At 71.4% G+C, this 23,302-nt stretch carries 20 protein-coding genes and 2 pseudogenes; 10 read left to right on the forward strand and 12 right to left on the reverse strand.

Features of this window, described 5'->3' with window-relative positions:
- Positions 1-72 precede the first annotated feature (72 nt).
- The 3 genes from ABD466_RS25940 to ABD466_RS25950 are packed head-to-tail and all read left to right on the forward strand — an operon-like array spanning position 73 to position 1,999.
- Positions 73-684 (forward strand): helix-turn-helix domain-containing protein, encoded by a 612-nt coding sequence (locus tag ABD466_RS25940; RefSeq protein ID WP_344659780.1) that lies wholly within the window; start codon positions 73-75, stop codon positions 682-684.
- Between the two features lie 8 nt (positions 685-692).
- Positions 693-1,493: an MFS transporter gene (locus tag ABD466_RS25945; protein WP_344659781.1), complete on the forward strand. Its 801-nt coding sequence runs from the start codon at positions 693-695 to the stop codon at positions 1,491-1,493.
- Positions 1,490-1,999 carry an MFS transporter gene (locus ABD466_RS25950; RefSeq protein ID WP_344659782.1) on the forward strand — a complete coding sequence of 170 codons (510 nt, stop codon included), beginning with the start codon at positions 1,490-1,492 and terminating at the stop codon, positions 1,997-1,999. The genes ABD466_RS25945 and ABD466_RS25950 overlap by 4 nt, the downstream gene beginning before the upstream one ends.
- Here ABD466_RS25950 and ABD466_RS25955 read toward each other — a convergent pair.
- Entirely contained in the window at positions 1,908-2,555 is a 648-nt protein-coding gene (locus ABD466_RS25955) for an NAD(P)-dependent oxidoreductase (protein WP_344659783.1), read from the reverse strand. The genes ABD466_RS25950 and ABD466_RS25955 overlap by 92 nt on opposite strands.
- Positions 2,556-2,846: 291 nt before the next feature.
- Here ABD466_RS25955 and ABD466_RS25960 point away from each other — a divergent pair, with 291 nt between their 5' ends.
- Complete coding sequence (locus tag ABD466_RS25960; RefSeq protein WP_344659784.1) at positions 2,847-3,683, forward strand: SAM-dependent methyltransferase; 837 nt, start codon at positions 2,847-2,849, stop codon at positions 3,681-3,683.
- A 20-nt stretch (positions 3,684-3,703) separates the two neighbouring features.
- On the opposite strand, the gene ABD466_RS25965 is transcribed toward ABD466_RS25960, so the two are convergent.
- Entirely contained in the window at positions 3,704-4,156 is a 453-nt protein-coding gene (locus ABD466_RS25965) for a hypothetical protein (RefSeq protein ID WP_344659785.1), read from the reverse strand.
- Between the two features lie 74 nt (positions 4,157-4,230).
- Here ABD466_RS25965 and ABD466_RS25970 point away from each other — a divergent pair, with 74 nt between their 5' ends.
- Positions 4,231-5,526 carry a hypothetical protein gene (locus tag ABD466_RS25970; protein WP_344659786.1) on the forward strand — a complete coding sequence of 432 codons (1,296 nt, stop codon included), beginning with the start codon at positions 4,231-4,233 and terminating at the stop codon, positions 5,524-5,526.
- 103 nt (positions 5,527-5,629) lie between these two features.
- Here the strand turns inward: ABD466_RS25970 and ABD466_RS25975 are convergent, their stop codons facing one another.
- Positions 5,630-7,213, reverse strand: coding sequence for a PLL family lectin (locus ABD466_RS25975; protein WP_344659787.1), 1,584 nt, complete (start codon positions 7,211-7,213; stop codon positions 5,630-5,632).
- Between the two features lie 53 nt (positions 7,214-7,266).
- Positions 7,267-9,363: a PLL family lectin gene (locus tag ABD466_RS25980; protein ID WP_344659788.1), complete on the reverse strand. Its 2,097-nt coding sequence runs from the start codon at positions 9,361-9,363 to the stop codon at positions 7,267-7,269.
- Between the two features lie 161 nt (positions 9,364-9,524).
- On the opposite strand from ABD466_RS25980, the gene ABD466_RS25985 reads away from it, so the two are divergent.
- The 3 genes from ABD466_RS25985 (at position 9,525) to ABD466_RS25995 (ending at position 15,288) form a co-directional block, all read left to right on the forward strand.
- Positions 9,525-12,764 carry an AfsR/SARP family transcriptional regulator gene (locus tag ABD466_RS25985; RefSeq protein ID WP_344659789.1) on the forward strand — a complete coding sequence of 1,080 codons (3,240 nt, stop codon included), beginning with the start codon at positions 9,525-9,527 and terminating at the stop codon, positions 12,762-12,764.
- A gap of 84 nt (positions 12,765-12,848) precedes the next feature.
- Entirely contained in the window at positions 12,849-13,832 is a 984-nt protein-coding gene (locus ABD466_RS25990) for an alpha/beta hydrolase (protein ID WP_344659790.1), read from the forward strand.
- A gap of 262 nt (positions 13,833-14,094) precedes the next feature.
- Complete coding sequence (locus ABD466_RS25995; RefSeq protein WP_344659791.1) at positions 14,095-15,288, forward strand: hypothetical protein; 1,194 nt, start codon at positions 14,095-14,097, stop codon at positions 15,286-15,288.
- A 209-nt stretch (positions 15,289-15,497) separates the two neighbouring features.
- On the opposite strand, the gene ABD466_RS26000 is transcribed toward ABD466_RS25995, so the two are convergent.
- The 6 genes from ABD466_RS26000 to ABD466_RS26025 form a co-directional block, all read right to left on the reverse strand.
- Positions 15,498-16,733, reverse strand: a complete 1,236-nt coding sequence (locus tag ABD466_RS26000) for a sugar ABC transporter permease (RefSeq protein WP_344659800.1) — start codon at positions 16,731-16,733, stop codon at positions 15,498-15,500.
- A 268-nt stretch (positions 16,734-17,001) separates the two neighbouring features.
- Positions 17,002-17,838: an ATP-binding cassette domain-containing protein gene (locus tag ABD466_RS26005; RefSeq protein WP_344659792.1), complete on the reverse strand. Its 837-nt coding sequence runs from the start codon at positions 17,836-17,838 to the stop codon at positions 17,002-17,004.
- A gap of 99 nt (positions 17,839-17,937) precedes the next feature.
- Positions 17,938-19,059 carry a sugar ABC transporter substrate-binding protein gene (locus ABD466_RS26010; RefSeq protein WP_344659793.1) on the reverse strand — a complete coding sequence of 374 codons (1,122 nt, stop codon included), beginning with the start codon at positions 19,057-19,059 and terminating at the stop codon, positions 17,938-17,940.
- Positions 19,060-19,453: 394 nt separating this feature from the next.
- A complete protein-coding gene (locus tag ABD466_RS26015) occupies positions 19,454-20,284 on the reverse strand; it encodes an alpha/beta fold hydrolase (protein ID WP_344659794.1) in 831 nt (276 codons plus the stop codon).
- 20 nt (positions 20,285-20,304) lie between these two features.
- On the reverse strand, positions 20,305-20,487 hold the full coding sequence (locus ABD466_RS26020; RefSeq protein WP_344659795.1) for a hypothetical protein: 183 nt from the start codon (positions 20,485-20,487) through the stop codon (positions 20,305-20,307).
- 651 nt (positions 20,488-21,138) lie between these two features.
- Positions 21,139-21,369, reverse strand: a complete 231-nt coding sequence (locus ABD466_RS26025; RefSeq protein ID WP_344659796.1) for a hypothetical protein — start codon at positions 21,367-21,369, stop codon at positions 21,139-21,141.
- 21 nt (positions 21,370-21,390) lie between these two features.
- Between ABD466_RS26025 and ABD466_RS26030 the strand changes: the two genes are divergently transcribed.
- Positions 21,391-22,041, forward strand: a complete 651-nt coding sequence (locus ABD466_RS26030; protein WP_344659797.1) for a hypothetical protein — start codon at positions 21,391-21,393, stop codon at positions 22,039-22,041.
- Here ABD466_RS26030 and ABD466_RS26035 read toward each other — a convergent pair.
- Positions 21,995-22,240 (reverse strand): Lrp/AsnC ligand binding domain-containing protein, encoded by a 246-nt coding sequence (locus tag ABD466_RS26035; RefSeq protein ID WP_344659798.1) that lies wholly within the window; start codon positions 22,238-22,240, stop codon positions 21,995-21,997. The two genes, ABD466_RS26030 and ABD466_RS26035, sit on opposite strands and share 47 nt — an antisense overlap.
- Positions 22,241-22,269: 29 nt before the next feature.
- Positions 22,270-22,374: pseudogene (locus ABD466_RS26040) on the reverse strand (recombinase family protein); the annotation flags it as partial.
- Positions 22,375-22,554: 180 nt separating this feature from the next.
- On the opposite strand from ABD466_RS26040, the pseudogene ABD466_RS26045 reads away from it, so the two are divergent.
- A pseudogene (locus ABD466_RS26045) lies at positions 22,555-23,302 on the forward strand (hypothetical protein); the annotation flags it as partial.

A 23,302-nucleotide genomic window follows, 5' to 3' on the forward strand; every position in this document is an offset into this window, starting at 1 on the left:
CTGCGAGAAAAGGCGAACACTTCTTCGCGAACGAGGGTTCACGAAGAAGCGCTCTGCTTCTACGCTGCGGGCATGGCGACTGACCCGCACGACCCCCTGGCTCCGCATCCCGAGCGCGACCTGGTGTTGGACACCGCGGCGCTGCGGGTGCTCGCCCACCCGATGCGGCTGAACTTCCTGCGGCATCTGCGCGATAACGGGCCCACGACGGGGCGCCGCCTCGCCGGGCACTTCGGGCTCGACTCCGGTGCTGTCAGCTATCACCTGCGCAAGCTCGCCGAAGGCGGGCTCATCGAGGAGGACACGGCGCGGGGCACGCGGCGTGACCGGTGGTGGCGCGTCACGCGGCACGCTCTGTACCACGATCCCGCCGACAGCCCCGACGACGCGGCCGAGGCGGGGGCATACCTTCAGGCACTGCTGATCGCCTATGGCGACGACCTGCGGCGCTACGCCGCCGATGTTCCGCGCCTGCCGGCCGACTGGTTCGCCGTCGCCATGGCCAGTGATCGCCCGTTGCGGCTGACGCCGACGCAGCTCACTGAGTTGAAACGCGATCTGATCTCGGTCATCGACCGCTATCGCGCCCTTTCCGAGGGCGCCGAGGGTGCCGAGGGTGCCGACGGTCCCGAGTCGCGGCCGGTGTCGGTGCACCTGCACACGCTGCCCCGGCCCGAGCGATGACCGGAAGCGTGCTGACCGGCCCTATGCCGACGGGCCGTGTGCTGCGGTGGGTCCTCGCCTACACCTGCTCGGTCAGCGGCGACTCCGTGTACTTCGTCACCCTGTCCTGGGCGGCTACACGACAGCTCGGGCCCGGGGCCGCCGGCGCGGTGCTGGCGGCCGGAGCGACGCCGCGGGCGCTGCTGATGCTCGGCGGCGGGGTGGCCGCCGATCGATACGGGCCGCGGCGCGTGCTCATCGGCAGTGATCTGGTGCGCTGCCTGCTCGTTCTTGCCGCGGCCGCGGCCGCGGCCGCCGCCCGAGACGTCCATCTGTGGGCCCTGCTCCCGCTGGCCGTCGGATTCGGCATCGCCGACGCGCTGTTCATGCCGGCCGTCGGGGCTCTTCCGCCGCTGCTGGTGCCGCCGGAGCAGTTGGCGCGGGTGCAGGGCATGCGCGTTCTGGGAGTGCGCACGGCGAATCTGGCCGGGCCGGTCTTGGCGGGCGCGGCACTCGGCTCGGTGGGCGTGGCGGGGGCGTTCGGACTGGCGGGAGTGCTGTTCGGCGCCTCGCTGGTCATGCTCCTCATGCTGCGGATACCGCCCGTCGCCGCCGAAGCCGGGGCCGGTCTGCTCGGCCAGTTCCGGGAAGGGCTTCGCTACGTGCGGCACCACACCCGTCTGCGACGGCTCGTCGTCGTCATCGCCTTGAGCGAGCTCTGTTTCAGCGGCCCGGTCGCCGCCGCGGCCGTGCTGTTGGTCGCCGAGCGACAGTGGAGCGGGGGACCGTCGGCTGGATCCTCGGCGCGTTCAGCGTGGGCGGGGCCGTGAGCGGCAGCGTTCTGGCGGCTCGCGCCGATCGCGTCACCCACGCTGAGATGGTGATCGCCGCTTCTCTCCTGCTCGCGGCCGCGTTGCTGCTGGCCCAAGGTGTGACGGCGCGTGCCGGGGCGATCGGGGTCGCCGCCCTGCTCGGTGCCACTACCGGTGCCGCGACGGTGCTGAGCAACGCGCGCTTGCAGTCCGAGGCTGATCCCCGGTTGTTGGGTCGGGTGACGGCGGTGACGACGCTCGGCACACTCGGTCTGAGCCCACTGCTGTTCCCTCTGGTCGGCGTGGTGGCCGCGCGGTGGGGGACCGAGGCGTTCTTCGTGGGCTGCGCCGCCGTGTGCCTCGTCGCCGCGCTGGTCGCCGCGTGGCCGCCCCCGCCGCCGGGCCGCGTGCCCCCGCCGCCGGGCCGCGTGCCTACGCCGTCTGGGCGACCGACAGCCGCTGCCGCGGATGCGCGCCCGACTCCACTTCGTCCACGAACGCCGCCGCGAAGTCCTCGGCGCTGATGCTGCCCGCGTGCGGGAGCAGGTCGTCGCCGACGCCGACGCGGAAGGCGCCGGTGCGCACGCCGGGGCCGGTCTGTGGGGCGGGGGAGATGTAGGTCCACATCGGCAGGTCGGCGGCGTTGGCGCGCAGGCTGTCCAGGACGTCGGCGTGGGCCAGGGCCTCGGGCTTGAACGCCGGGGGGAAGTCGGGGGTGTCGACCAGGCGCAGGCCCGGGGCGACGCGCAGGGAGCCGGCGCCGCCGACGATCACCGTGCGGGGGCCGCCGCCGGCGCGGACGCCGGACAGGAAGTCGTGGTAGAGGGCCACGAAGGAAGCGCGCGGGTCGGAGCCGTCGCGGGCCGGGACCAGGGCGGAGGCGACCACGTCGGCGCCCTTGACCAGGGTGGCGACCTGCTCGCGGTCGCCGGCGTCGCCGGACACCGCGGTGACGTCGCCGTCGGCCTTCGGCCGGGCGCCGGAGCGGGACACGGCGGTGACGCTGTGGCCGCGGGCGGCGGCCTCGGCGGCGATCCGGGATCCGATCATGCCGGTGGCGCCGAACAGGACGATCTTCATCGTGAGCCTCCTTGGCGGTACGCCGGGTGGGGCCCGGCGAGCTCGCCTCAATTGGACACCAGGCGGGCGGCGCGGGCGCGCCGGCGGATGCGCCGGAAAGCGGGTCGGCGTGCGGTACCAGTGGGGCTGATGCGGCTGGTAGGGCGCGTGAGCCCGCTCGCCCTCGACGATGCGTCACCGATTGATTGCGAGCAGACACCGGAACTGCTGGTATCAGCCCTCGATGATCACCCGCTAATCTGATCGCGACGCGGGGTGCCCGCGGCGACCGGGACGAGGAAGGGCCGCGCGATGACCGAGGAGCACCTGGGCCAGGAACCCGCACCGCTGCATCCGGGCTGGCTGCCCCCGGAGATCGACCAGACCAAGCCGCACCCGGCCCGTATGTACGACTACATGCTCGGCGGCAAGAACCACTTCGAGGTGGACCGCGAGGCCGCCGAGGTCGTGATCAAGGCCGCCCCGACCGCCCGCGCGATGGTCCGCGAGAACCGCGCCTTCCTCGGCCGCGCCGTCCGCCACCTCGCCGAGGCCGGCATCACCCAGTTCCTCGACATCGGCACCGGCCTGCCCGGCGAGGGCAACACCGGCGAGGTGGCGCGCGCCATCCACCCTGAGGCCCGCGTCGCCTACGTCGACTACGACCCCATCGTCGCCGTCCACTCCCGCGCCCTGCTCGCCGGCGACGAGAGCCGCACCGCCGTGGTCCTGGCCGACGTCCGCGAGCCCAAGAGCATCCTGGACCATCCCCAGGTCCGCGACCTGCTCGACTTCGACCAGCCCATCGCCGTCCTGATGGTCGCCCTCCTCCACTTCGTCGCCCACGACGAGGACGTCCCCGCCATCGTCGCCGCCTTCCGCGAAGCCCTGGCCCCCGGCAGCGCCCTGGTCATCTCCCACGGCACCGACGGCGGTCACCCGGAGGTCTCCGCCGCCGCCCGCAAGGGCTGGGACAAGGCCAAGTCCCAGGTCGTGGTCCGCGACCGCGCCGAGATCATCGCGATGTTCGGCGACTTCGAGCTCGTGGAGCCGGGCGTGGTGCAGCTGCCGCAGTGGCGGCCGGACGGCCCGGTGCGGGAGGACTGGGAGACGATCTGGCTCGACGGGGGAGTGGCGTTCAAGCGGTGAGGCGTGACCGGCGGGCGGAGTCAGGCCGCCGCGGCACGCGAGCGGAGATCATCGACGGTGCCGTAGATGTCGGCGTTGTCGCTGATGACCAGCGCGTCGGAGTCCAGCGGAACCGGCAGCCGGTCCACGCCGCGCAGCAGCTGTGTCAGCGCCGGGCCGGCCGCGGCCAGGGCCTCCGCGCGGCAGTAGACGACGACCAGCTGGAACCCGTCGGCCGAGCGTGCCAGGCGGCCGCGGAGGAAGCCGCCGTAGTCGGGCTCGTCGTCGAGGATGTGCTCGTGGCCGCGCGGGACGTTCCTGCGATGGGCGTCTTTGGCGTCGAACAGGGTGCCGTCGGGGTAGATCCAGAAGACGTACTCGGGTGCCGCGTGGGTGAAGTCCTTGATCGCCGCGCGCCGGCCTCGGCGACGCTCGGCGAGGAACTCGAAGCGTTCGGCGGCGAGGTCGCGTGGCAGAGAACCGACAGTCAGCACGTGTCAGGTTGTAGCACCAGCGGGCGGCGATATGCGTTCGAATAACGGCCGTCTGCCTCGGTACCGTGTCCCGCATGTCTGAGCCCGCCGACGAAGCCGCAGAGCTTGAGGACACCTTTCGTACGGCCGCCGCCGAAGCGCGGGCGTTGCCCGAGGAGATGCTGCTGCCGTGGATCACGGCGGTCGAGCCCGCCTATCGGGAACGGGTTGCGCAAGAGGCCGTTCGGGCCGCCGGGTTCGCAGCGACTCCTGCTGTGGTCGCGGCGCTGCGGGAGGTGCTGAGCGGCGCCGGTGTGGAGCGGCGGGCCCTCGCGGCGGCAGCACTCGGGCGGGCTGGCGACATCGCGTCGGCGGCCGCGATCGAGGGGTTGTTGGTCGAGCTGGTCGAGCATGCGAACCAGCGGGCGTTCGGCTTCACCGCCATCGCCCTGGAGCGGGTCGGTGACGCGGACGCGGCCCGGCGCCTCCAGACCCTGATTCCCACCGCGCCGGACTGGGCCGTGTACTGGATCAACCGCGTCGTCAAACGTCTGACCGGCCACAGTGCCCCGGCGCCGGAGGGTGACTGGCGCGCGGACCCGGCCGGCTACCTCGACCGGGTCCGCGCCGCCTGGAGCAGCCTCGACCTCGCCGCGGCGCCCATGCCGACCGTCGCCTGGGGCCCGGCGACCGCGTCCGGACGGGAAGCCGTCGTCCACGACGGCCGCGGCGTCTTCGCCCTCCTGCCCGACGACCAAGGCGCCACCTCCAGCTGGCCCGAGTGGGACTACAGTTGGTGCCACGGCGGCGAGCGCCTCTATGCAGCCGGCAGCGTCTGCAGCACCTGCGAGGTCTGGCTCACCCGCGTCGGCTGGGCGCCGGAGCACGCCGTGGAGCTCGCCCAGAGCGTGCGGTCCGCCGTCGCCGACGTGCGCGGCCTCGACCCGGCGCTGCTGACCGCCGTCGAGCCCCTGCTCGGTGCGCTGGTCTCCTCCCGGTATCAGCTCCGCCTCATCGACCTGCCGCTCGAGGGCCTCGTCCACGAGTCGCCGGAGCCCGAGCGCCCGCTCGTCATCGCCCCGACCCAGCAGGGCCTCGATCCCGCGACCGTCGAACAGTACGAAGACGCCATCGCCTCCGGCGCGCGCCCGGCCGCCGTCGTCGTCGCCCACGTCAACCAGCGCCAGGCCTGGGACGCCGACGAGCCCCGCACCTCCCTGACCGGCTTCGTCCTCGACGGCCATCACAAGCTCACCGCCTACGCCAACCTCGACACCCCGGCCCGCGTCCTCCTCATCGCCGACCGCACGCCGCCCCTGCCCACCGCCCCCGACCCGCTGAGCGCCTTCGACCGCCTCATCGCCGAAGCGGGCGGCCGGGACGCGCACTGACGCGGGCGGTCCCGCGGCGATCAACACCGCGGGACCGCCCGGCGCGCGCAGCGCCGGCACTGTCACTGGTACTGGTACTGGTACCCAGCACCTGCACCTGCACCTACGCCAGGGAAGGCCCAGGCGTCCCGTTCACCCACGCCCAGGCAGACCACGTACTGAACCCCGTCTGCCACTTGTGATAGACCCCGGCGCTGCTGGAAGCGAACACCTCCTCGCGCCCGTCCTGGTTGTTCGCCGCCGTGATCTCCGTCCCGCCGGTCCCGAATGTCTCCCATCCCGACCACGCACCGTTCACAGCGCTCTGCCAGATGTGTGTCGCGGTCGTCCCGTTGATCGCGAACACCTCGATCCGCCCGTCCGGCGCGACTACCGACGCCAGCTCCGAGTTCGTCGCCCCGCCGTTGGTGCCGGCCCAGTCCGACCACGCCGTCGGGCTGGTCTGCCACCGGTGGAACACGCCGTCGGCGTTCGAGGCGAACACTTCGAGCCGTCCGTCGGCGTCGTGGTTCACGGTCAGCGCGTCGCCGCCGCCCCCGAAGTCCTCCCACGCCGACCAACCGCCGTTGGCCGTTGTCTGGTAGAGGTGCTCGAACGTCGTGTCCGACAGTGCGAACACCTCCAGTCGGCCGTCCGGCGCGCTCTCCATCTGCAGCCGCGAGTTCGCCGGGCCGCCGAGCCCCTCCCAGCTCGAGAACGGGCTGTTGGGCGCGGTCTGCCAGGTGTGGAACACCCCGGCGCTGCTGGAGGCGAACACCTCGATCCGGCCGTCGGCGTTGGTCCCGGCGGCGATCCGGTACCCGGCGCCGCCCAGGGTGGCCCATCCCGACCAGTCCGAGTTCGGCGCGTTCTGCCAGATGTGGTCCAGCTCGTCGCCGTTCACCGCGAACAGCTCCAGCCGTCCGTCGGCGTTGGGGGCGATCGCCAGCTGGGCGTTGCCGGGGCCGCCGACGGCGACCCAGTCCGACCAGCCGCCGTTGACCGCCGTCTGCCAGGCGTGCCACACCCCGTCCGGTCCGGCCGCGAACGTCTCCAGTCGTCCGTCGGCGTCGCGCGCGGACACGATCCGGCCTGACGCGGCCGGATGCGGGCGCGCCGCGCTGTCCTCGACGACGTTGGTGTACCGCCGCGCGTACAGCGTGGAGTTGTCGATGCCGTCGATCGTGGGCGCGTTGATGTTGCCCTGCAGGATCTGCACCGGCGTGGAGCCGAACGTGTAGTACACGAAGTCGCCGTCGGCGTCGGTCCAGTGGTCGAAGATGAACGTGTGCTCGGTGTAGTTGATCAGGATGTCCCCGGGCAGCAGGTCGCCGCGGTCGATCGGCTCGGTGAAGTTGTCCCAGAGCCCTTCGGTGTTGGGGTCGGCGTTCAGGTGCCAGGCCATGTCGACGTAGCCGGAGCAGTCCCGCCGGTAGTCGTGGTCGCCGCCCGGCCCGGGCGACCAGCCGCCCTGGTCATACGGCCCGGGCTGGTTGTCGACCCAGTACTGGGCCCGCGACATGATCTCGGCGCGGGTGATCGGCCCGCCGAGTGAGGAGTCGGCCGACGCGCCCGGTGCCGCCGCCAGGCCGGCGCCGAGGATCGTCAGCAGCAGGGTGGCCACCGCGAGCAGAGCCCTGACCGCCCTGACCGCCTTGACCGCCTTGACCGGTCGTCGCGGCGACCGCGACGAGACGAGTGTCCACATGTTGATCTTCTCTCCCTTCCGCGCCGTCCTTGCCGTCCTTGCCGTCCGGGCCGTCACGGCCCCACCCACGCCGCGCCGCCGAACGTGCCGTCGCCGTTCCACGCGCTCCAGCCGCCGTTCGGATCCGTCTGCCAGATGTGCGAGATGTTCGACCCGCCGGGGGCCAGCGCGAACACCTCCATGCGCCCGTCGGCGTTCTGGCTGACGTTCACCGTCGCCGCCGCCGCGCCGAACGAGCCGTTCCAGCCGCCCCACCCGCTGTTCGGGGCCACCTGCTCGCGGATCGCGATGGAGCCGCCGTTCGGTCCGAGGACGAACACGGCCATGCGGCCGTCGGCCTCGTGCCCGACCACCGGCGTGCCGCCCGCGGCGCCCCCGAACTGGCCGTTGCCGTCGCCGTTCCATGCGCTCCAGCCGCCGTTGGGCGCGGTCTGCCAGATATGCGAGATCGAACTCAGATCCGGAGCCGTCGCGAACACCTCCATACGGCCGTCGGCGTTCCGCCCCACGGTCACCCCCGCGGCCGGCCCGCCGAACGAGCCGTTCCAGTCACCCCAGGCGCCCGAAGGCCCGGTCTGCTCGCGGATCGCGATGGAGCCGCCGTTCGGTCCGAGGACGAACACGGCCATGCGGCCGTCGGCCTCGTGCCCGACCACCGGCGTGCCGCCCGCGGCACCTCCGAACTGGCCGTTGCCGTCGCCGTTCCATGCGCTCCAGCCGCCGTTGGGCGCGGTCTGCCAGATGTGCGAGATCGAACTCAGGTCCGGAGCCGTCGCGAACACCTCCATACGGCCGTCGGCGTTCTGCCCGACGCTCACCCCCGCGGCCGGCCCGCCGAACGAGGTGTCCCACGAGCTCCACCCGCCCTCCGGCGCGGTCTGCCAGATGTGCATGACGCTGTTCTTGCCCGGCCCCAGCACGAACAGCTCCAGCCGTCCGTCCGGATCCCGGCCCACCACCGGCAGCCCGCCGACCGCGCCGCCGAGCTGCTGCCAGCCGCCCCACGTGCCGTTCGGCGCCGACTGGGTCCGGTAGTACAGGCCCTTCTGGTCCGGCGACACCGCGAACGCGATCATCGATCCGTCGCCCTGCCGGCCCACCGCCGGGTTCTGGCGGCCGTCGCCGAAGTCGTCGGTCGCGGCCGGCGGAGGCGGACCGCCGGAGGTCCACAGGTAGCTGACGGTCACCCAGCCGTTGTCGCTCATCCCGATGTCGGCGAACGTGCCGTCGGCCAGGTCGATGCCGGCCGGGTTCTGGATCCGCGTGCCCAGATCGTCCAGCCCGCCGTTGTAGCCGTCCTGGTACGCCGCCTGCGCCTCCGGCTCGCCCTGCGGCAGGTCGTTGAACTCCGCCCGGTCCGAGGACGGGTCCCAGTAGTCGTCGTGCTCGTTCCACGGGCCGACGTCCCACACCGGCGCGGTCACGCAGGCGCTGGGCCCGCAGACCTGCACCGAGTAGTCGCCGCTGCCCTGCGGCGACAGCCCCCGCTCCGAGGGCAGCGCCACGAAGTGGTCGTCGGGCTGGATGATGTGGCCGTTGGCCGTCCGGCCGCCGACCAGGCCCTCGCGGGTCGCGTAGACCTGGTACGTCAACGGTGCCGCGGCGGCCCGCACCACCTGCCGCGGAGCCACGCCGACGGAAGCTGCCAACGCCAGCGAGGCCACGCTCGGGCTGGCGCCCTTCACGTCGTCCCGCAGCGTGATCCGCGCCTGCACCGCGACGACGGACTCGGCCAGACGCGTGGCGCCCGACGAGACCGCCGGGGTCCACTGCGTCCACTTCCCGTCGCCGCCGAGCCCGCGGACGTCCACCGACGCCTCCGAGCCCGCCGGCCGGTGCGCGGCCAGCGTGACCGTGACCTGGTTCGCCGGCGTGGTCAGCCGGTGCTGCGGCCCGGTGGCGGTGCCGTACCCGCGGGTGTCCCGGGCGGCCGCGGCGTGGACCCCGCCGTCGGCGACTTCCAGGGCGTGCCCGGTCCAGGCGACGTTGAAGCCGTCGGACGGGAGATGCGACAGGTCCTCCGACCAGGTAGCGGTGGACGCCGCAGCCGCAGCCGCGGCTGCCGGCGCCGCGGCCGCCACCGGCGCCCCGGCGGCGGCGAGAGCGGCCACGGCGAGAGCCGCCAGAGCCGCGCGTCTGAGAGGAGACATGAGATCCCTTCGCTGTGAGCTCACGACGAGAAGCCCGCGGGTGTGGCGTCCGCAACATCCCTGTCATCGAGTGCTGCGATCGTGCGGGCACAATCAGTAGTCTTACTCGCGGGTATCACAAACCGCGCACACCGATCGCACACCCCGAGGAGGTCGCGACCGTGGCCCTGGACGTGCGGCTGCTGGGCGGGCTGACCGTCGACCTCGACGGGCGGCGCCTGGACGTCGGCGGCCAGCGCAAACAATGCCTGCTCGCGGTGCTCCTGCTGCACCACGGCCGCACGCTGGCGCGCGCCGACCTCGCCGGCTGGGCCTGGCCCGGCACCCCGCCGGACAGCGTGGACCGGCAGATCGCCAACTACATAGCGAAGATCCGCAAAGCCCTGGAGCCGGCGGGGGAGCGGATCCGGCTGGTGGCCCGCACCCCGGGCTTCACGCTGCACGTTGACCCTGACACCATCGACATAGAGCGCTTCACCACGCTCCTGGCGCGCGCCCGCAAAGCCCGCGCCGCGCACGAGCCCGAACTCGCCGCCGACCACCTGCGCGCCGCGCTCGACCTGTGGCAGGCCCCGCCGCTGGACGGCTTGGACACGCCCTACCTGCGGCGACGCGCCGACGAGCTGTTCGCGCAGCGCCGCGACGCGGTGCGCCACCTGGCCGAGATCGAGCTCGACGCCGGCCGTGCCGACGAGGCCGTCGTGCTGTTGCGCACCCTGGCCGCGCGGGAGCAGGACGAGGCCGCCGCCGCCGTGCTCGTGCGGGCCCTGACGGATACCGGACAGAGCACCGAGGCCGCCGACCTCGCCGCCGGTGTCGAGCGCACCCTGATCCGCGAGGGCCGCACCCCCACCGCCGCGCTGCGCAAAGCGCACAGCGACGCCCTGGCCGGGCGCACCACCGAGACCGTCAACCGCCCCGCGGGCCGCCGAAGCCAGCTTCCGGCCGACACCGGCGCCTTCACCGGCCGCGAGGACGAACTCGCGCGGCTCCTCAAGCACGCGGACCCCTCCGAAGAGGCGGCCCACGCCTCCGGCGCTGTGACGATCTGCGCGGTCAACGGCATGGCCGGCGTCGGCAAGACCGCGCTGGCGATCCGCGCCGCGCACCGTATGGCCGACCGCTACCCGGACGGACAGTTGTTCCTGGACCTCAACGGCCACACCGCCGGCATGCGCCCCCGCGATCCCGAAGAGGCGCTGGCAGCCCTGCTGCAGAGCATCGGCACCCCGCCGCAGCAGATCCCCGGCGACCTCGCCGCGCGCGCGGCGCTGTACCGGGACCGGCTGGCCGGGAGCCGGACGCTGATCCTGCTCGACAACGCCGCCGACGAACGGCAGGTGCGGCCCCTGCTCCCGGCCGCCGGAGGCTGCCTGGTCCTGGTCACGAGCCGCAAGCGGCTCAAGGCGCTGGACGACGCCTACGCGCTGTCGCTGGACGCCCTGCCCGTCTCCGACGCGGTCGCACTGTTCCGCAGGGTGTCGGGCACCGAACACACCCGGGGCGACGAATCCTTGATGGAGGAAATCGCCGATCTGTGCGGTCGCCTACCGCTGGCGTTGCGCATCGCCGCGGCGATCCTGCGGCACCGGGCATCCTGGACCCCGGCCCGCCTGGCCGAGATGCTCACGTCACACCCCGGCCGCGTCGGGGCGTTCCGGGACGGAGACCGCGACCTGCGCAGCGTCTTCGACCTCTCCTACGACTCCCTGGACCCGAGCCGCCAGGCGGCGTTCCGGCTGCTCGGCCTCATCCCCGGCCGCGACATCGACCTCATGGCGGCGCGCGCCCTGCTCGACGCCGACCCCGACGACATCCTCCAGGACCTGCTGGACCACAACCTGATCTCCGAGCCGGTCGCCGACCGCTACCGCATGCACGACCTGCTCCGCGCCCACGCCGCCGTCCTCGCCGCCGCCGACCCGGCCGACGACCGTCGGCGCGCGCTGGACCGGCTGCTGGACCACTACCGCGACACCGCGCTGCGCTGCACCGAGCGGGTCTCGCGGCACACGCGGCCCGGCACCGCTGCCGGCTTCGGCTCCGACCAGCCACCGTCCGCTGATTCCGGCGCTGGCAACGCCGCCAACCTCGGCACCACCACTGCTGCCACCGGCACCGCCGCCTCCGCTGCCGGCTTCGGCGCCGACCAAACCCCCTCCACCACCCAAGCCGCAGCCCGCGCCTGGCTCCGCGCCGAACGCGCCAACCTCGAAGCCTGTCTCAAGCACGCCACCGATACCGGCGACGCCCACCGCGTCGTCGACCTCAGCGCCGGACTGAGCGAAGTACTCCGCATCGACGGACCCTGGTCCCGGGCCCGGGAGCTCTTCACCCGAGCCGCCCGCATCGCCGCCGACCTCGGCGACCCCCTCGCCCAGGCCAACCACCTCGCCGACCTCGGCGTGACCGCCCGCCTGGCCGGCGACTACCCCGCCGCGACCGCCGCGCTCACCGAGGCCCTCGCGCTCTACCGCACCCTCGGCGACCGCCTCGGCGAAGCCAACGTCAGCACCGACCTGGCCATCGTCCACACCCAGACCGGAGACCGCCCGACCGCGCTGGCCTGCGGCACGACGGCCCTGGAGCTGTACCGCGTGCTCGGCGACGCCAAGGGAGAAGCCGACGCGCTCGCCCAGATCGGCGCCATCCACCAGGTCGGCGGCGACAACGCTCTCGGGCTGGACTGCTTTGAGCGGGCCCTGCGGATCAGCGTCCGGATCGGTGACACGCGCGGACAGGCCGTCGCCCACACCAACCTCGGCCTCGGCCGCCGCGCGCTCGGCCAGCTGCCCGAGGCCATGCTCGCGCTCGACATCGCCCAGGGCCTCATGGCGGAGATCGGGGACCAGCGCGGGCAGGCGAACACCGCCACCGACCTCGGCATCATGCGGCGGATGACCGGGGACCTGGCCGGCGCGGCGGCGGCGCTCGCCGACGGGCTGCGGCTGTTCCGCGCCCTGGGGGACCGGTTCGGGCAGGCCGTCGCGCTGTCCGAACAGGGCATCGTGCGGCGGCTCGGCGGTGACTTCCTCGGCGCCGCACACGACATCAGCCAGTCCCTGAACCTGTTCCGGGCCATCGGGTCGCGCGGCGGGGAGGCGGTGGCGCTCAACTGCTACGCCGCTGTGTTCGCGGCCTCCGGCGAGAACACCCGGGCCCTGGCGATCTACCATGACGCGCTCCAGCTGACCCGCGAGGTCGGCCAGCCCGACGACGAAGCCGTCGCGCTGGAGGGCATCGGCGCCATCCGGTTGCGGGAAGGCGCGCTCGACGAAGGCGCCGCGCACCTGCACCACGCGCTGGAGATCTACGGCCGGCTGGCCATGCACACCGACGCCGACCGCGTCCGGCAGCTCATGGCCGAAGCCGGGCTCGGCGACCGGTCACGCAGTGTGTGATCGCTGTGCTCGGATTGTGAACGGACACTGCCAAGCTCGGGACAGAACTTCCCAGCTTGTCCGTTCTCGTACAAGGAGACCGTGATGACGGAACACCGTCCTTCCCGCCGCAACGTCCTCAAGACCGCCGGCGGGATCGCCGCCGCCCTCAGCGTCGGCGTCGGCACCGGCCTGGCCACCGCCGCACCGGCCCACGCCGCGGACGACGGATTCGGCCTGACCATCGTGGACCGCAACGAGAGCGACCCGCGCATGTGGTACTACCGGTTCGCCACCCCCGAGATCGGCTGGAACCCGGCCGTCAACGTGCTGCTGCCCGACGGCTACTTCGACAGCGGCCTGACCTACCCGGTGCTCTACCTGCTGCACGGCGGCCTGCAGGACTTCATCACCTTCGACCAGCTCGGCATCCGGGCCTGGACCGCCGGCCGGCCGCTGATCGTGGTCATGCCCGACGGCGGCCACGCCGGCTGGTACTCCAACCCGGTCACCACCAACGTCGGCCCCCGCAACTGGGAGAACTTCCACATCAACCAGCTGCTGCCCTGGGTCGAGGCCAACTTCCGCGCCTACAGCGACTACTTCGGCCGCGCCGTCTCCGGCTTCTCCATGGGCGGCTACGGCGCCCTGAAGTACGCCGCCAAGTACTACGGCCACTTCTGCTCCGTCAGCGCCCACTCCGGCCCCGCCAGCTCCCGCCGCGACGCCGGGGCGCTCATCCACTGGGCCAACGTCTCCTCCGCCGCCTCCGACCTCAGCGGCGGCACCGTCTACGGCGTGCCGTGGGACGAGGCCCGCGTCACCGCCGACAACCCCGTCGAACGCCTGGAGAGCTACCGCAACAAGCGCATCTTCCTGGTCGCCGGCACCAGCCCCGACCCCACCAACCCGTTCGACACCTTCAACGAGACCGAGGTCCTGGCCGGCCAGCGCGAGTTCCGCAGCCTGCTGGACGGCGCCGGGATCGGCTATGAGGCGCACGAGGAGCCCGGCGGCCACTTCGTGCGGGACTACATGATGAACGCCGACCTGGACGGGATGGTCGGGTTCCTGCGCGCTGCCGGCTGAGAAGCACTACCCGTCCAGCATCTCCACCTCGCCGTCGGCACCGAGACGCACAGCCAGCGCCTCGGTGCCGATGCGCAGCCCGTAACCCGACGCCAGCGCCGACTCGCTCAACCGCGCCGCGACCAACGCCGCCTCGGCAACGTATGCTCGCCTACGAACATGACGCTCAGGGGCCGGCAGCTCTCAGACACTTGTCGGCTGACCGTGGCTTCCCGAGCGTGAGGCCCATTACGGCGTCGAGGTACCACGGGGGAGTGGCCGGGTGGAGTGGGACGAGTTCGCCGCGAAGCTGGCCGGGCGGCCGGAGCCGCAGGAAGCCTGGCTCAACGGCCTGGCCTACAACTCGGCGGCGAGCAGCGCCGTGCTGCTGCGGATCGCCACGGTCCGCGACCGCCTCGACGACCCTCACAGCTGGCTGAGGCACCGGCGCCTGCCGGACGAGGCCGCGGCGGCGCTCGCCCGGCACCCCGAACGCAAAGTGCGGATGGCGATCGCGGAGAACATGTTCACCAGCCTGGAGTTGCTCGCCGTGCTCGCCCGCGACCCGGAGTGGCATGTGCGGTCGGCGGCGTTCGAAAGCCCGTTCGGGGACCGGCGACGTGCCCTGTTCGACATACTCGAGCGGGAGCCGGGCGACCCTCCTCCGCCGCCGCCCGAGCCTGACACTGACGGTCCCGACGCGCCCCTGCCACCGCTGACCCGCGCCGAAGCCCAAGCCCTGATCGCCGCCCCAGGCGAGTACGCCCGGGCAAAAGCCGCGTGGGACGAACGTGTGCCGCAGGACATCGCGCTTCAGCTCGCCGACGACCCCGCGGACCGGGTCAGGCTGTGTCTGTCGCTGCGCGAAGACCTCACCGAGGAGCAGCGAGCGGCCATTCCCTATGTCGTCCACTACGGCTACCACGAAGTCCCGGAGTGGCTCAAAGAGCTGAGGAAGGACCCCGAGGCGATAGCCGAGTACGCGGAATCCGGCCACGTCCTCATCCGCCGCAGCGTGGCGATGGCCGGCCGCCTGCCGCCCGCGACCGTCGCCCGCCTGGCCGACGACGAAGACTTCTTCGTCCGCCTGACCCTGGCCCAGTGCTGCGACGACGCCCCGCACGAACTGATCATCGAGATGTTCGCCCACTGGCACGGCGTCCGCTGGCACGACCTGAGCTACCGCCCGAACTTCGTCCGCGAAGGCATGGCCGCCGACTTCGCCGACCACCCGAACCCCCGCCTCCGCTGGGCCGCGTCGGCCGATCCGACGGCGACTCCGGAGATGATCGAGTCACTGTCCCGCGACCCCGACCATCGGGTACGGCCCGGAGCCCTCAGCGACGAGCGCCTCCCGCCGGCCCGCCTGCAGGAGGCGCTCGTCGATCCGCAGACGGCGGAGTTCGCCGCCCGGAACCCGGTCCTTCCCGAGACGGTCATGCACGCGCTGCTCGACTGCGCCGGTGTCGAGCGATAACAGGCCCCTATTCCCCAACGACGCATGGCGGCCATGCCCGGGACGGCGACCCGGGGCCGGCCCAGAAGATGATCACGCCGCCGCCGAGCCGCTGGCCGATGACGACCGCCGTGCTGCTCGCGGCGGTCGTCGACTGACACCGACTCGCCCGACCGCCCCACTGACCGTCCTGCTCCACTGACCGTCTTGCCCCACCGACCGTCCCGCAGCTACGCCCGACCCGAAGCCCTCTGCGTCCTCCGCGCCACCGAGTCGATGACGACCGCCGCGAGCAGCACGGCGCCGGTGATCATGTACTGGATGCTGTTGGACAGGCCCTGGATGTTCATGCCGGACTGGATCGAGCCGATCACCAGGGCACCGAGCAGGGCCGACCAGGTCTTGCCGCGTCCGCCGAACAGGCTGGTGCCGCCGATGACGGCGGCGGCGATGGAGTTCATCAGCAGGTTGCCGCCGCCGGAGGTCTGGGAGGCGGACTCGATCTGGCCGGCCAGGAAGAGGCCGCCGACCGCGGCCATGAAGCCGCAGATGGTGAAGACCGTGATCCGGACGAACGGGACGCTGATACCGGCGCGGCGGGCGGCCTCGATGCTGCCGCCGACGGCGAAGATGCGGCGGCCGTAGACGGTGCGGCGCAGGATGAAGTCGCCGATGACGATGAAGATCAGGAAGATCAGGGGTGCCAGGGGGAGGCCCTTGTACTGGTTGAACACGTAGGCGGCGCCGAAGGCGACGATCGCCAGCGCGACGGTGCGCACCGCGATCTCTCCGACGGGCTGCGCCGGGACGCGGGCCTTGACCCGGCGGGCGCGGCCCACCCAGGCGACCACCGCGTAGAGCGCCACGGCGATCGCGGCGACGCTGTAGGCGACCGCGACCTGGCCGTAGAAGGTGTTGTAGAGCTTGGCGACGTTGCCGTCGTTGGGCAGGTTCACGGTGCCGTTGGCGCCCAGGATGTTCAGCATCAGGCCGTTCCAGAACAGGTTGCCGGCCAGGGTGACGACGAACGCCGGGACACCGATCTTGGCGAAGAAGAAGCCCTGGATCAGGCCGGTGCCGGCACCGGTGGCCAGGGCCAGCAGCAGCGCCAGCCACTGGTTCATGCCGTTGTTGACGCTGGACACCGCGAACACCGCCGCGGCCAGGCCGGACACCGAGCCGACGGACAGGTCGATCTCGCCGAGCAGCAGCACGAACACCACGCCCAGGGCGATCATCCCGGTGCCGACGATCTGCTGCGAGAGGTTGGACAGGTTCTGCGCGGACAGGAAGGTGGAGTTCAGGGCCCAGAACACGATCCAGATGATGATCAGGGCCACGATCACCGGCAGCGAGCCGAGCTCGCCGCCCTTGACCCGGCGCATGAACTCGTTCCAGTAGCCCTTCAGACCGCCTTGGCGGACCAGCAGCCGGGGGTCGGCCGCGGAGCCGGCGGCCGGGACCATCGTCTCGAGCGTCTCCAGGGCCGCCTCGGACTGAGCCCCGGGGGTCCCGCCCGCCGCGACCGGCCGCACGCCGGACACCTCGGCGCCGGGCCCGGTCGCGCCGGAGCCGCCGGAGTACGTGGGCGGCTCGAACGGGGGAGTGCGGTCCCGGTCCGGCTCACCGTCGTCCGGAGAGGTGTTGCGGTTCTCGCTCATGGGTGTCCTTCCACCGTCGCTGCGGTCGCTGTCCCCCTCCTGCTTGCGGTGGCCTCGGCGGCCGGCCGGCCGGTCACGGGCCGCCGGGCGGCCGATCGCCGAAGTCGGCGTCGAACCCGGAGCCGGATTCCGCTTCGTGCGTCCGGGCGGCCCGCCGGGTCACGGCGTTGTCGGTGGCGCCGGTGATCGCGGAGATGATCTCCTCCTGGTTGGTCCGCCTCCGGTCGAAGAACCCGTTGTTCCGGCCCAGCCGCAGCACCGCGACGGTGTCGGCGACGGCCATCACGTCCTCCATGTTGTGGCTGATCAGGATCACCCCCAGGCCCCGGTCGCGCAGCCGTTCCACCAGGTCCAGGACCTGCGCGGTCTGCTCCACGCCGAGCGCGGCGGTGGGCTCGTCGAGCATGACCACCCGCGGGTCGCCGATCAGCGAGCGGGCGATGGCCACGGTCTGCCGCTGTCCACCGGACAGCGACGCGACCGGGATGCGGACGCTGGGGATGCGGATCGACAGCGTGTCGAGCAGCTCCTGGGAGCGGCTCTCCATCGCGATCTCGTCCAGGATCCCGGCCGACCTGGTCTCCGAGCCCAGGAACAGGTTGCCGACCACATCGAGGTTGTCGGCCAGCGCCAGGTCCTGGTACACGGTCGCGATGCCGATCTTCTGGGCGTCGTGCGGACCCCGGATGGTCACCGGCCGGCCCCGCCAGATGATGTCGCCCTCGTCCGGGTTGTTCACGCCGGCGATGGTCTTCACCAGCGTGGACTTGCCGGCGCCGTTGTCCCCGACCAGGGCCACCACCTCGCCGGAGTGGACCGCGAGGTCGACACCGCTCAGCGCCTGGACGGCGCCGAACCGTTTGGAGACGCCGCGCAGTTCGAGCACGGGTGCGCTGGTCGTGTCGGGCATGGGAGTCCTCCGCGTCGCGTCGGGTGGTTCGGCACGAGCAGCCGGTCGTCGTCGCCGGCTGCTCGGATCGGCGGTGCAGCGGTCCGGGGAGATCCCCGATCAGCAGGTGATGCCGATCTGGGCCGCGGTGTACAGGCCGTCCTTGACGACGGTCTGGCACATGTTGTTCTTGTCGACCACGATCGGGGTGATCAGCTTGGCCGGCACCTTGTTCCCGGACCCGGACGTCACCGAGTCCGGGAGCAGGTCCGAGCCGGGCGTCTTCCCCTGCGCGAACTGCGCGGCGACGGCGGCGGCCGCGGCGGCCTCGGGCTGGTACGGCTTGTAGATCGTCATGGTCTGCGTCCCGGCCTGGATCCGCTGCAGCGCGTCCAGCTGCGCGTCCTGGCCGGTCAGCGGCACGTGCATGCCGGCCGCGCTGAGCGCGGTGGCGATGCCGGCGGCCATACCGTCGTTGGCGGAGTACACGCCGTTGATGTTGGGCGCGCCCAGGGCGGTGATGGCACCGGCCATCTCCTGGTTCGCGGTGTTCGGGTCCCACTCCGGGGTGTCGTACTCCTTGCCGATCTTCACCTTGCCGTTCAGCACCGAATGCGCACCCTGCTTGAACTGGGCGGCGTTCGGGTCGGTGGGGGAGCCGTTGATCATCACGATCTGCTTGCTGGCCGCGTCCGAACCCAGCGCCGCCAGCAGCGCGGTCCCCTGCAGCTGACCCACCTTCACGTTGTCGAAGGACACGTACGCGTCGACGGGCCCCTGCGCCAGCCGGTCGTAGGCGACGACCTTCACCCCGGCGTCGTGCGCCTTCTGCACCGAGTTCTGGATCGACTTGGAGTCCACCGCGTCCAGGACCAACACCTTGTCGCCCTTGGTGAGCGCGGTGTCGACCTGCGTCTGCTGCGTCGTAGCGTTCTGCCCGGCGTTGTAGTAGTCGATCTGCACCCCAGGCAGCAGCTTCTGCAACTCCGACTGCAACAGCGGCCGGTCGAACGCCTCGTACCGCGTGGTCTTCGACTCCGGCAGCAGGATCCCGATCCGCACCCCGGACCCGTTCGCCGTCCCCCCGGCGGTCCCCCCGCCAGTCCCGGTCGACGAGGAACCGGTGTTACTGGACTTCGCGGAACCACACCCCACGGCGAGTCCCGCGAGGGCAACCGCCGCAACGGCGCAGCCCGCGACGCGAAACGCGCGCCCACGGCGCGGCTGGCGCTGGTCGTACATGGGTGACGCCCTTTCCTCGCGGCCACCACGCCAACGGGCGGCCTCCACTGGGCACCACTAGAGATCGCCCCGACCACTTCCGCCACTCGAGAGGGGGGTACGCGCGTACGGAAGAGTTACAAGAGGAGCCAGAGACGAACGGAAGTGCGAGGGATGCGAGGGCCCCGGACGGGCGCTGGAGCGGGTCGCGAAGATCGCGGATGTCACCACGGGGGAGATCCTGCCGCCGGAGGTCGACACGCTGGCCGGGGTCGACGCCCGACCGCTCGCCGACCAGCGCGAACGATGCTCAGCTTTCTCGTCCGGACGTTCCAAGCCCCGAGCCCGGTCTTCCACGGCGGATCGCCGCAGAGGACCGGGCTCGACAGCCCCGGGCTTGCAGGGCTCGCCAGGACTACGCGAAGAACTTCAGGAGTTGCTCGTTGACTTCCTCGGCATAGGTCCAGCAAAGGCCGTGGTCGGCGCCTTCGACGGCGACGTAGGTGCTGCCCTTGATCAGCTCGTGGGAGCGCGGGCCGCAGGCGTCGATCGGCAGGATCCGGTCCGCGGTGCCGTGCAGCACCAGCACCGGGATGTCGATCTTGGGCAGGTCGTCACGGAAGTCGGTGTGCCAGGTGGCGACGCAGGCCACGGTGCCGGCGGCCGAGGCGGACACGGCGGTGTTCCACGCGTCCTGGACCACCTCGGGGCTGATCCGCGTGCCGAGCGTCTCGTCGAGGTTGAAGAAATTCTTGTTCCACTCGGTGAAGTAGGCGAAGCGGTCGGCCGTGAGCGCGGCGGCGATCTCGTCGAACACCTGCTGCGGCACGCCCTGCGGGGTGTCCGGCGTCTTGAGCAGGTAGGGCGGGACGCCGGAGATGATCGCGGCGCGCCGGACGCGCCCGGAGCCGTAGCTGCCGAGGTAGCGGGCGATCTCGCCGCCGCCCATCGAGTGCCCGGCCAGATCGGTGTCGCGCAGGTCGAGGTGGGTGAGCAGCTTGTCCAGGTCCGCGGCGAAGGTGTCGTAGTCGTAGCCGGTGGACGGCCGGCTCGAGCGGCCGAAACCCCGCCGGTCGTAGGTGATCACCCGGTGTCCGGCGGCGAGCAGCGCCCGCTCCTGGCGTTCCCAGGCCCGGCCGCTGAGCGGGAAGCCGTGGATGAGGACGATGGGCTGGCCCTGGCCGTGGTCCTCGTAGTAGAGCTCGATCGGTGCGGAATTCTCTTGGCCGACGGTGACGTAAGGCATGATCTCTCTTTTCTTGAGTCTCAGGCGGGGACGACGTAGGGGAACTCGGCACGCCGCGCAGGCGCGGTGGTGGCCGGGCTTCCCACGGCGTAGGGCAGCTCTTCCACGTCAGCACCGTTGACGTCGATCTTGGACTCATAGCGCGCCTCCGGATGGAAGCCCGGCTCGGCGCAGACGCCGGTGATGTTCGAGTTGACGTCCATCACGAAAACGGTGCGTTCTCGCCGGGGAAGACGTAAAGGTCGTCGAGGAAGAGCCGGCCGTTCTGGGCCGCCAATGATGTGTCAAGGTCATGAGACAGAAGTGGCCCTCTCCGCTTGTGCTGTCGATCGGGGTGAGGAGGTGAGGTCGTGCAGTAGTGCGGGTGTGCGCAATGGTCGCGCTGCGCCGACGCCTTCACATCGGAAGATGCCGGGGCACATGGCGACAACTTTGCTCCGCACGGTGCGGATCCGCGACTTGTCACAGTCGAGCCGGAGCCCGCACGGGTCCATCCTGGTCGGCGGTTCCGGGCTCCGGTAGCGGCCTATCGGAAATGCGGCGATAATCCCCGGTTACGAGTGCGTCGCCTCCCGAGCTCGCCCGCCCCAAGCTGCCGACGCTCGTGGCCGAGCTGGGCAGCTTGGGGCTGACGGCCGGCCTATGGGGGATCAGCCAGCCCGCGAGCAAACACCTGGACCAGCTCGAGCGGCGCTTGGCTTACATCTGGCGGACCGGAACACGCGCGGCGCGGCGAGCGGTCCAGGCGTTCGCTCCACTCTGAGAATAAGATGGATAACAGGCCCCTAGCTTCGCACCACCTCCACAGTCGCCCGCACTGCCCACAAACAGTACGGAGCCGCCTTCGGCGGCACTCAACTAAAACAAGCCCGCTCAAACAGCCAGCGCCGCGTCGTCGACCTTCCCGTTGAGCGCAAGTACGGAGGCAGCGCAGCGAGCGCGGTCTCGGCGAGCAGCCGCTCGAGCACCGGTGTGCCGTCCCGCACGACGTGCAGCACCTGGCGTTTCATCCCGGCCTGCGCCGTGACGGTCGTCGACGCCGCCCGCAGCGGCAGCGAGAATCCTCGTGAGCTGCGAGAGGCCACGGCGCCGCTAAAGTCCCTGAGATGAGCCAATCCCTGCCGCCCGGCGGCATCGAGTTGTCGCCCGCCGACATCCAGGCCCTGGAGCACCGCTGGGCGGCGGCGTGGAGTCCGCAGCAGGTCGCGGCTCGCCTGGCTGGCCTCGACACGCCCTGGTGCGTGGCCGCCGGGTGGGCGCTGGAGCTGTTCGTCGGCCACGGCATCCGCAGCCACGGCGATCTGGAGATCGCGATCCCGGCCGCGGACTTCGCCGTGGTCCGCGACCGGTTCGACAGCATCGGCGACTACGTGTTCGACGGTGTCGGCGACGGCAAGATCTGGCCGGAGGCCTCAGCGCGGGTTCTGGCCGTGACGCACCAGACGTGGCTGCGGGATGCGGCAAGCGGCCACTACCTTCTCGACGTGTTCCGGGAACCGCACGACGGCGACACCTGGATCTGCCGGCACGACCCCACGATCCGGCTGCCGTATGCCCAGATCATCCGCCGCAACGGCGAGGGCATCCCTTACCTGGTCCCGGAGCTGGTACTGCTGTTCAAAGCCAAACACGCCCGGCCGAAAGACCAGGCTGACTTCGACACCACCGTGGCGTATCTGAACGCTGCCGAACGCCGCCGCCTGGCCGAGCTCATCGACCACGCCTATCCGGGCCACCGCTGGCTCGCATCCCTGTGACGGTAGAGGCCGTGGCGGCGGTCGTGGGCGGCAGCTGCGCCACGATCGGCGCCCCGGTGCGCTGGAAGATCACCACCGTCTGGAAGCCCACGATCTCCCGGCGCTGACTGAGCCGGTCCATCAAGAACGCGTGCAGCCGCTCGATGCTCGGCACCGCCACATGCACCAGGAAGTCGTTGTCGCCGGCGACGACGAACACCTGCAGCACCTCCGGCAGCGCCGCGATCGAGCCCTGGAACGCGGTGATCGCTCGCAGCCGGCAGCGCGCAGCGCGTCGGTCTGGCTCTCCGGGTTTTGATCGCGGGTGCTGACTCTAGCGACGCCGATTCTCATGGCTCGAATGTGTCGCGAACGGGATTGCGCGTTACGTAGCCGCGTACACGGGTTCCGTTACACGGCTGTCCTGCGGGAACGCCCCGGACCACGGTGTATCGCGAACGATCGTTTACCGACAGACGCTGCGCGGCCGAACTTGGTGACAGGTGATCCCGCAGCCTTCGGCATACTCCAGACGTGCAGGCAGCTGACATCACCCTCGACGAATGGTTGGGCTTCAACCGCGAACAGGCGGTCGCCGTGGCTGCGGTGGTCGCGCGCACAGTTGATGGCACAGTCGCCTCGGTGGCACGTCGTGAGTACGCCGGACAAAACGCGTACAACGCGATCATCGACGTAGCCGGGGTACAGTTCGCCTTCGTGCCTGGCGGCGACGTTTGGCTCGGATTCGATCCCGGCGCCTGGACGCCAACCGACGACGAAATGCTGTCCTACCTCGGCAGCGAAAAGGCACTTAACCCGGTCCCAGAGTTCGGCCACATGGTCCGTGACGATCGCGAGCAAGTCCGCAGGCGGTGGTCCGCCAGCACCCTTGAGGAGGTTCGAACATGGATGGCCTCAGTCACCACCAGCCCCCGCACCGTATCTCTGGGAGCCATACTCGTAGCGGTCCGTCCGTACGAAGCAGTGGACTGCACACCGACCGCGGCCTGGGCCGCGACCGATGTGACTTACGACTCGATCGCAGCCGACCTCGCGCGAGACGGCCGTCGCCTACCAACGCCTGACGAGTGGGAACTTGCTTACGGCTTCGGAGGCCGAACCTTGTTCCCTTGGGGTAATCGCATGCCGACGCGATGGTTTCGTGACGAGGACCTGCTGGTGGTCGACGACGAACACCGAGTCCCCCGGTTCGGGCCGGTCCTGTCGCAATGCCACTTAGCTTGTTGTGATCAAGCTGCGAGGTGGAGTGATGTCGCTTGGG

This window comes from Catenulispora subtropica (assembly GCF_039531675.1).
GTDB classification, from domain to species: domain Bacteria; phylum Actinomycetota; class Actinomycetes; order Streptomycetales; family Catenulisporaceae; genus Catenulispora; species Catenulispora subtropica.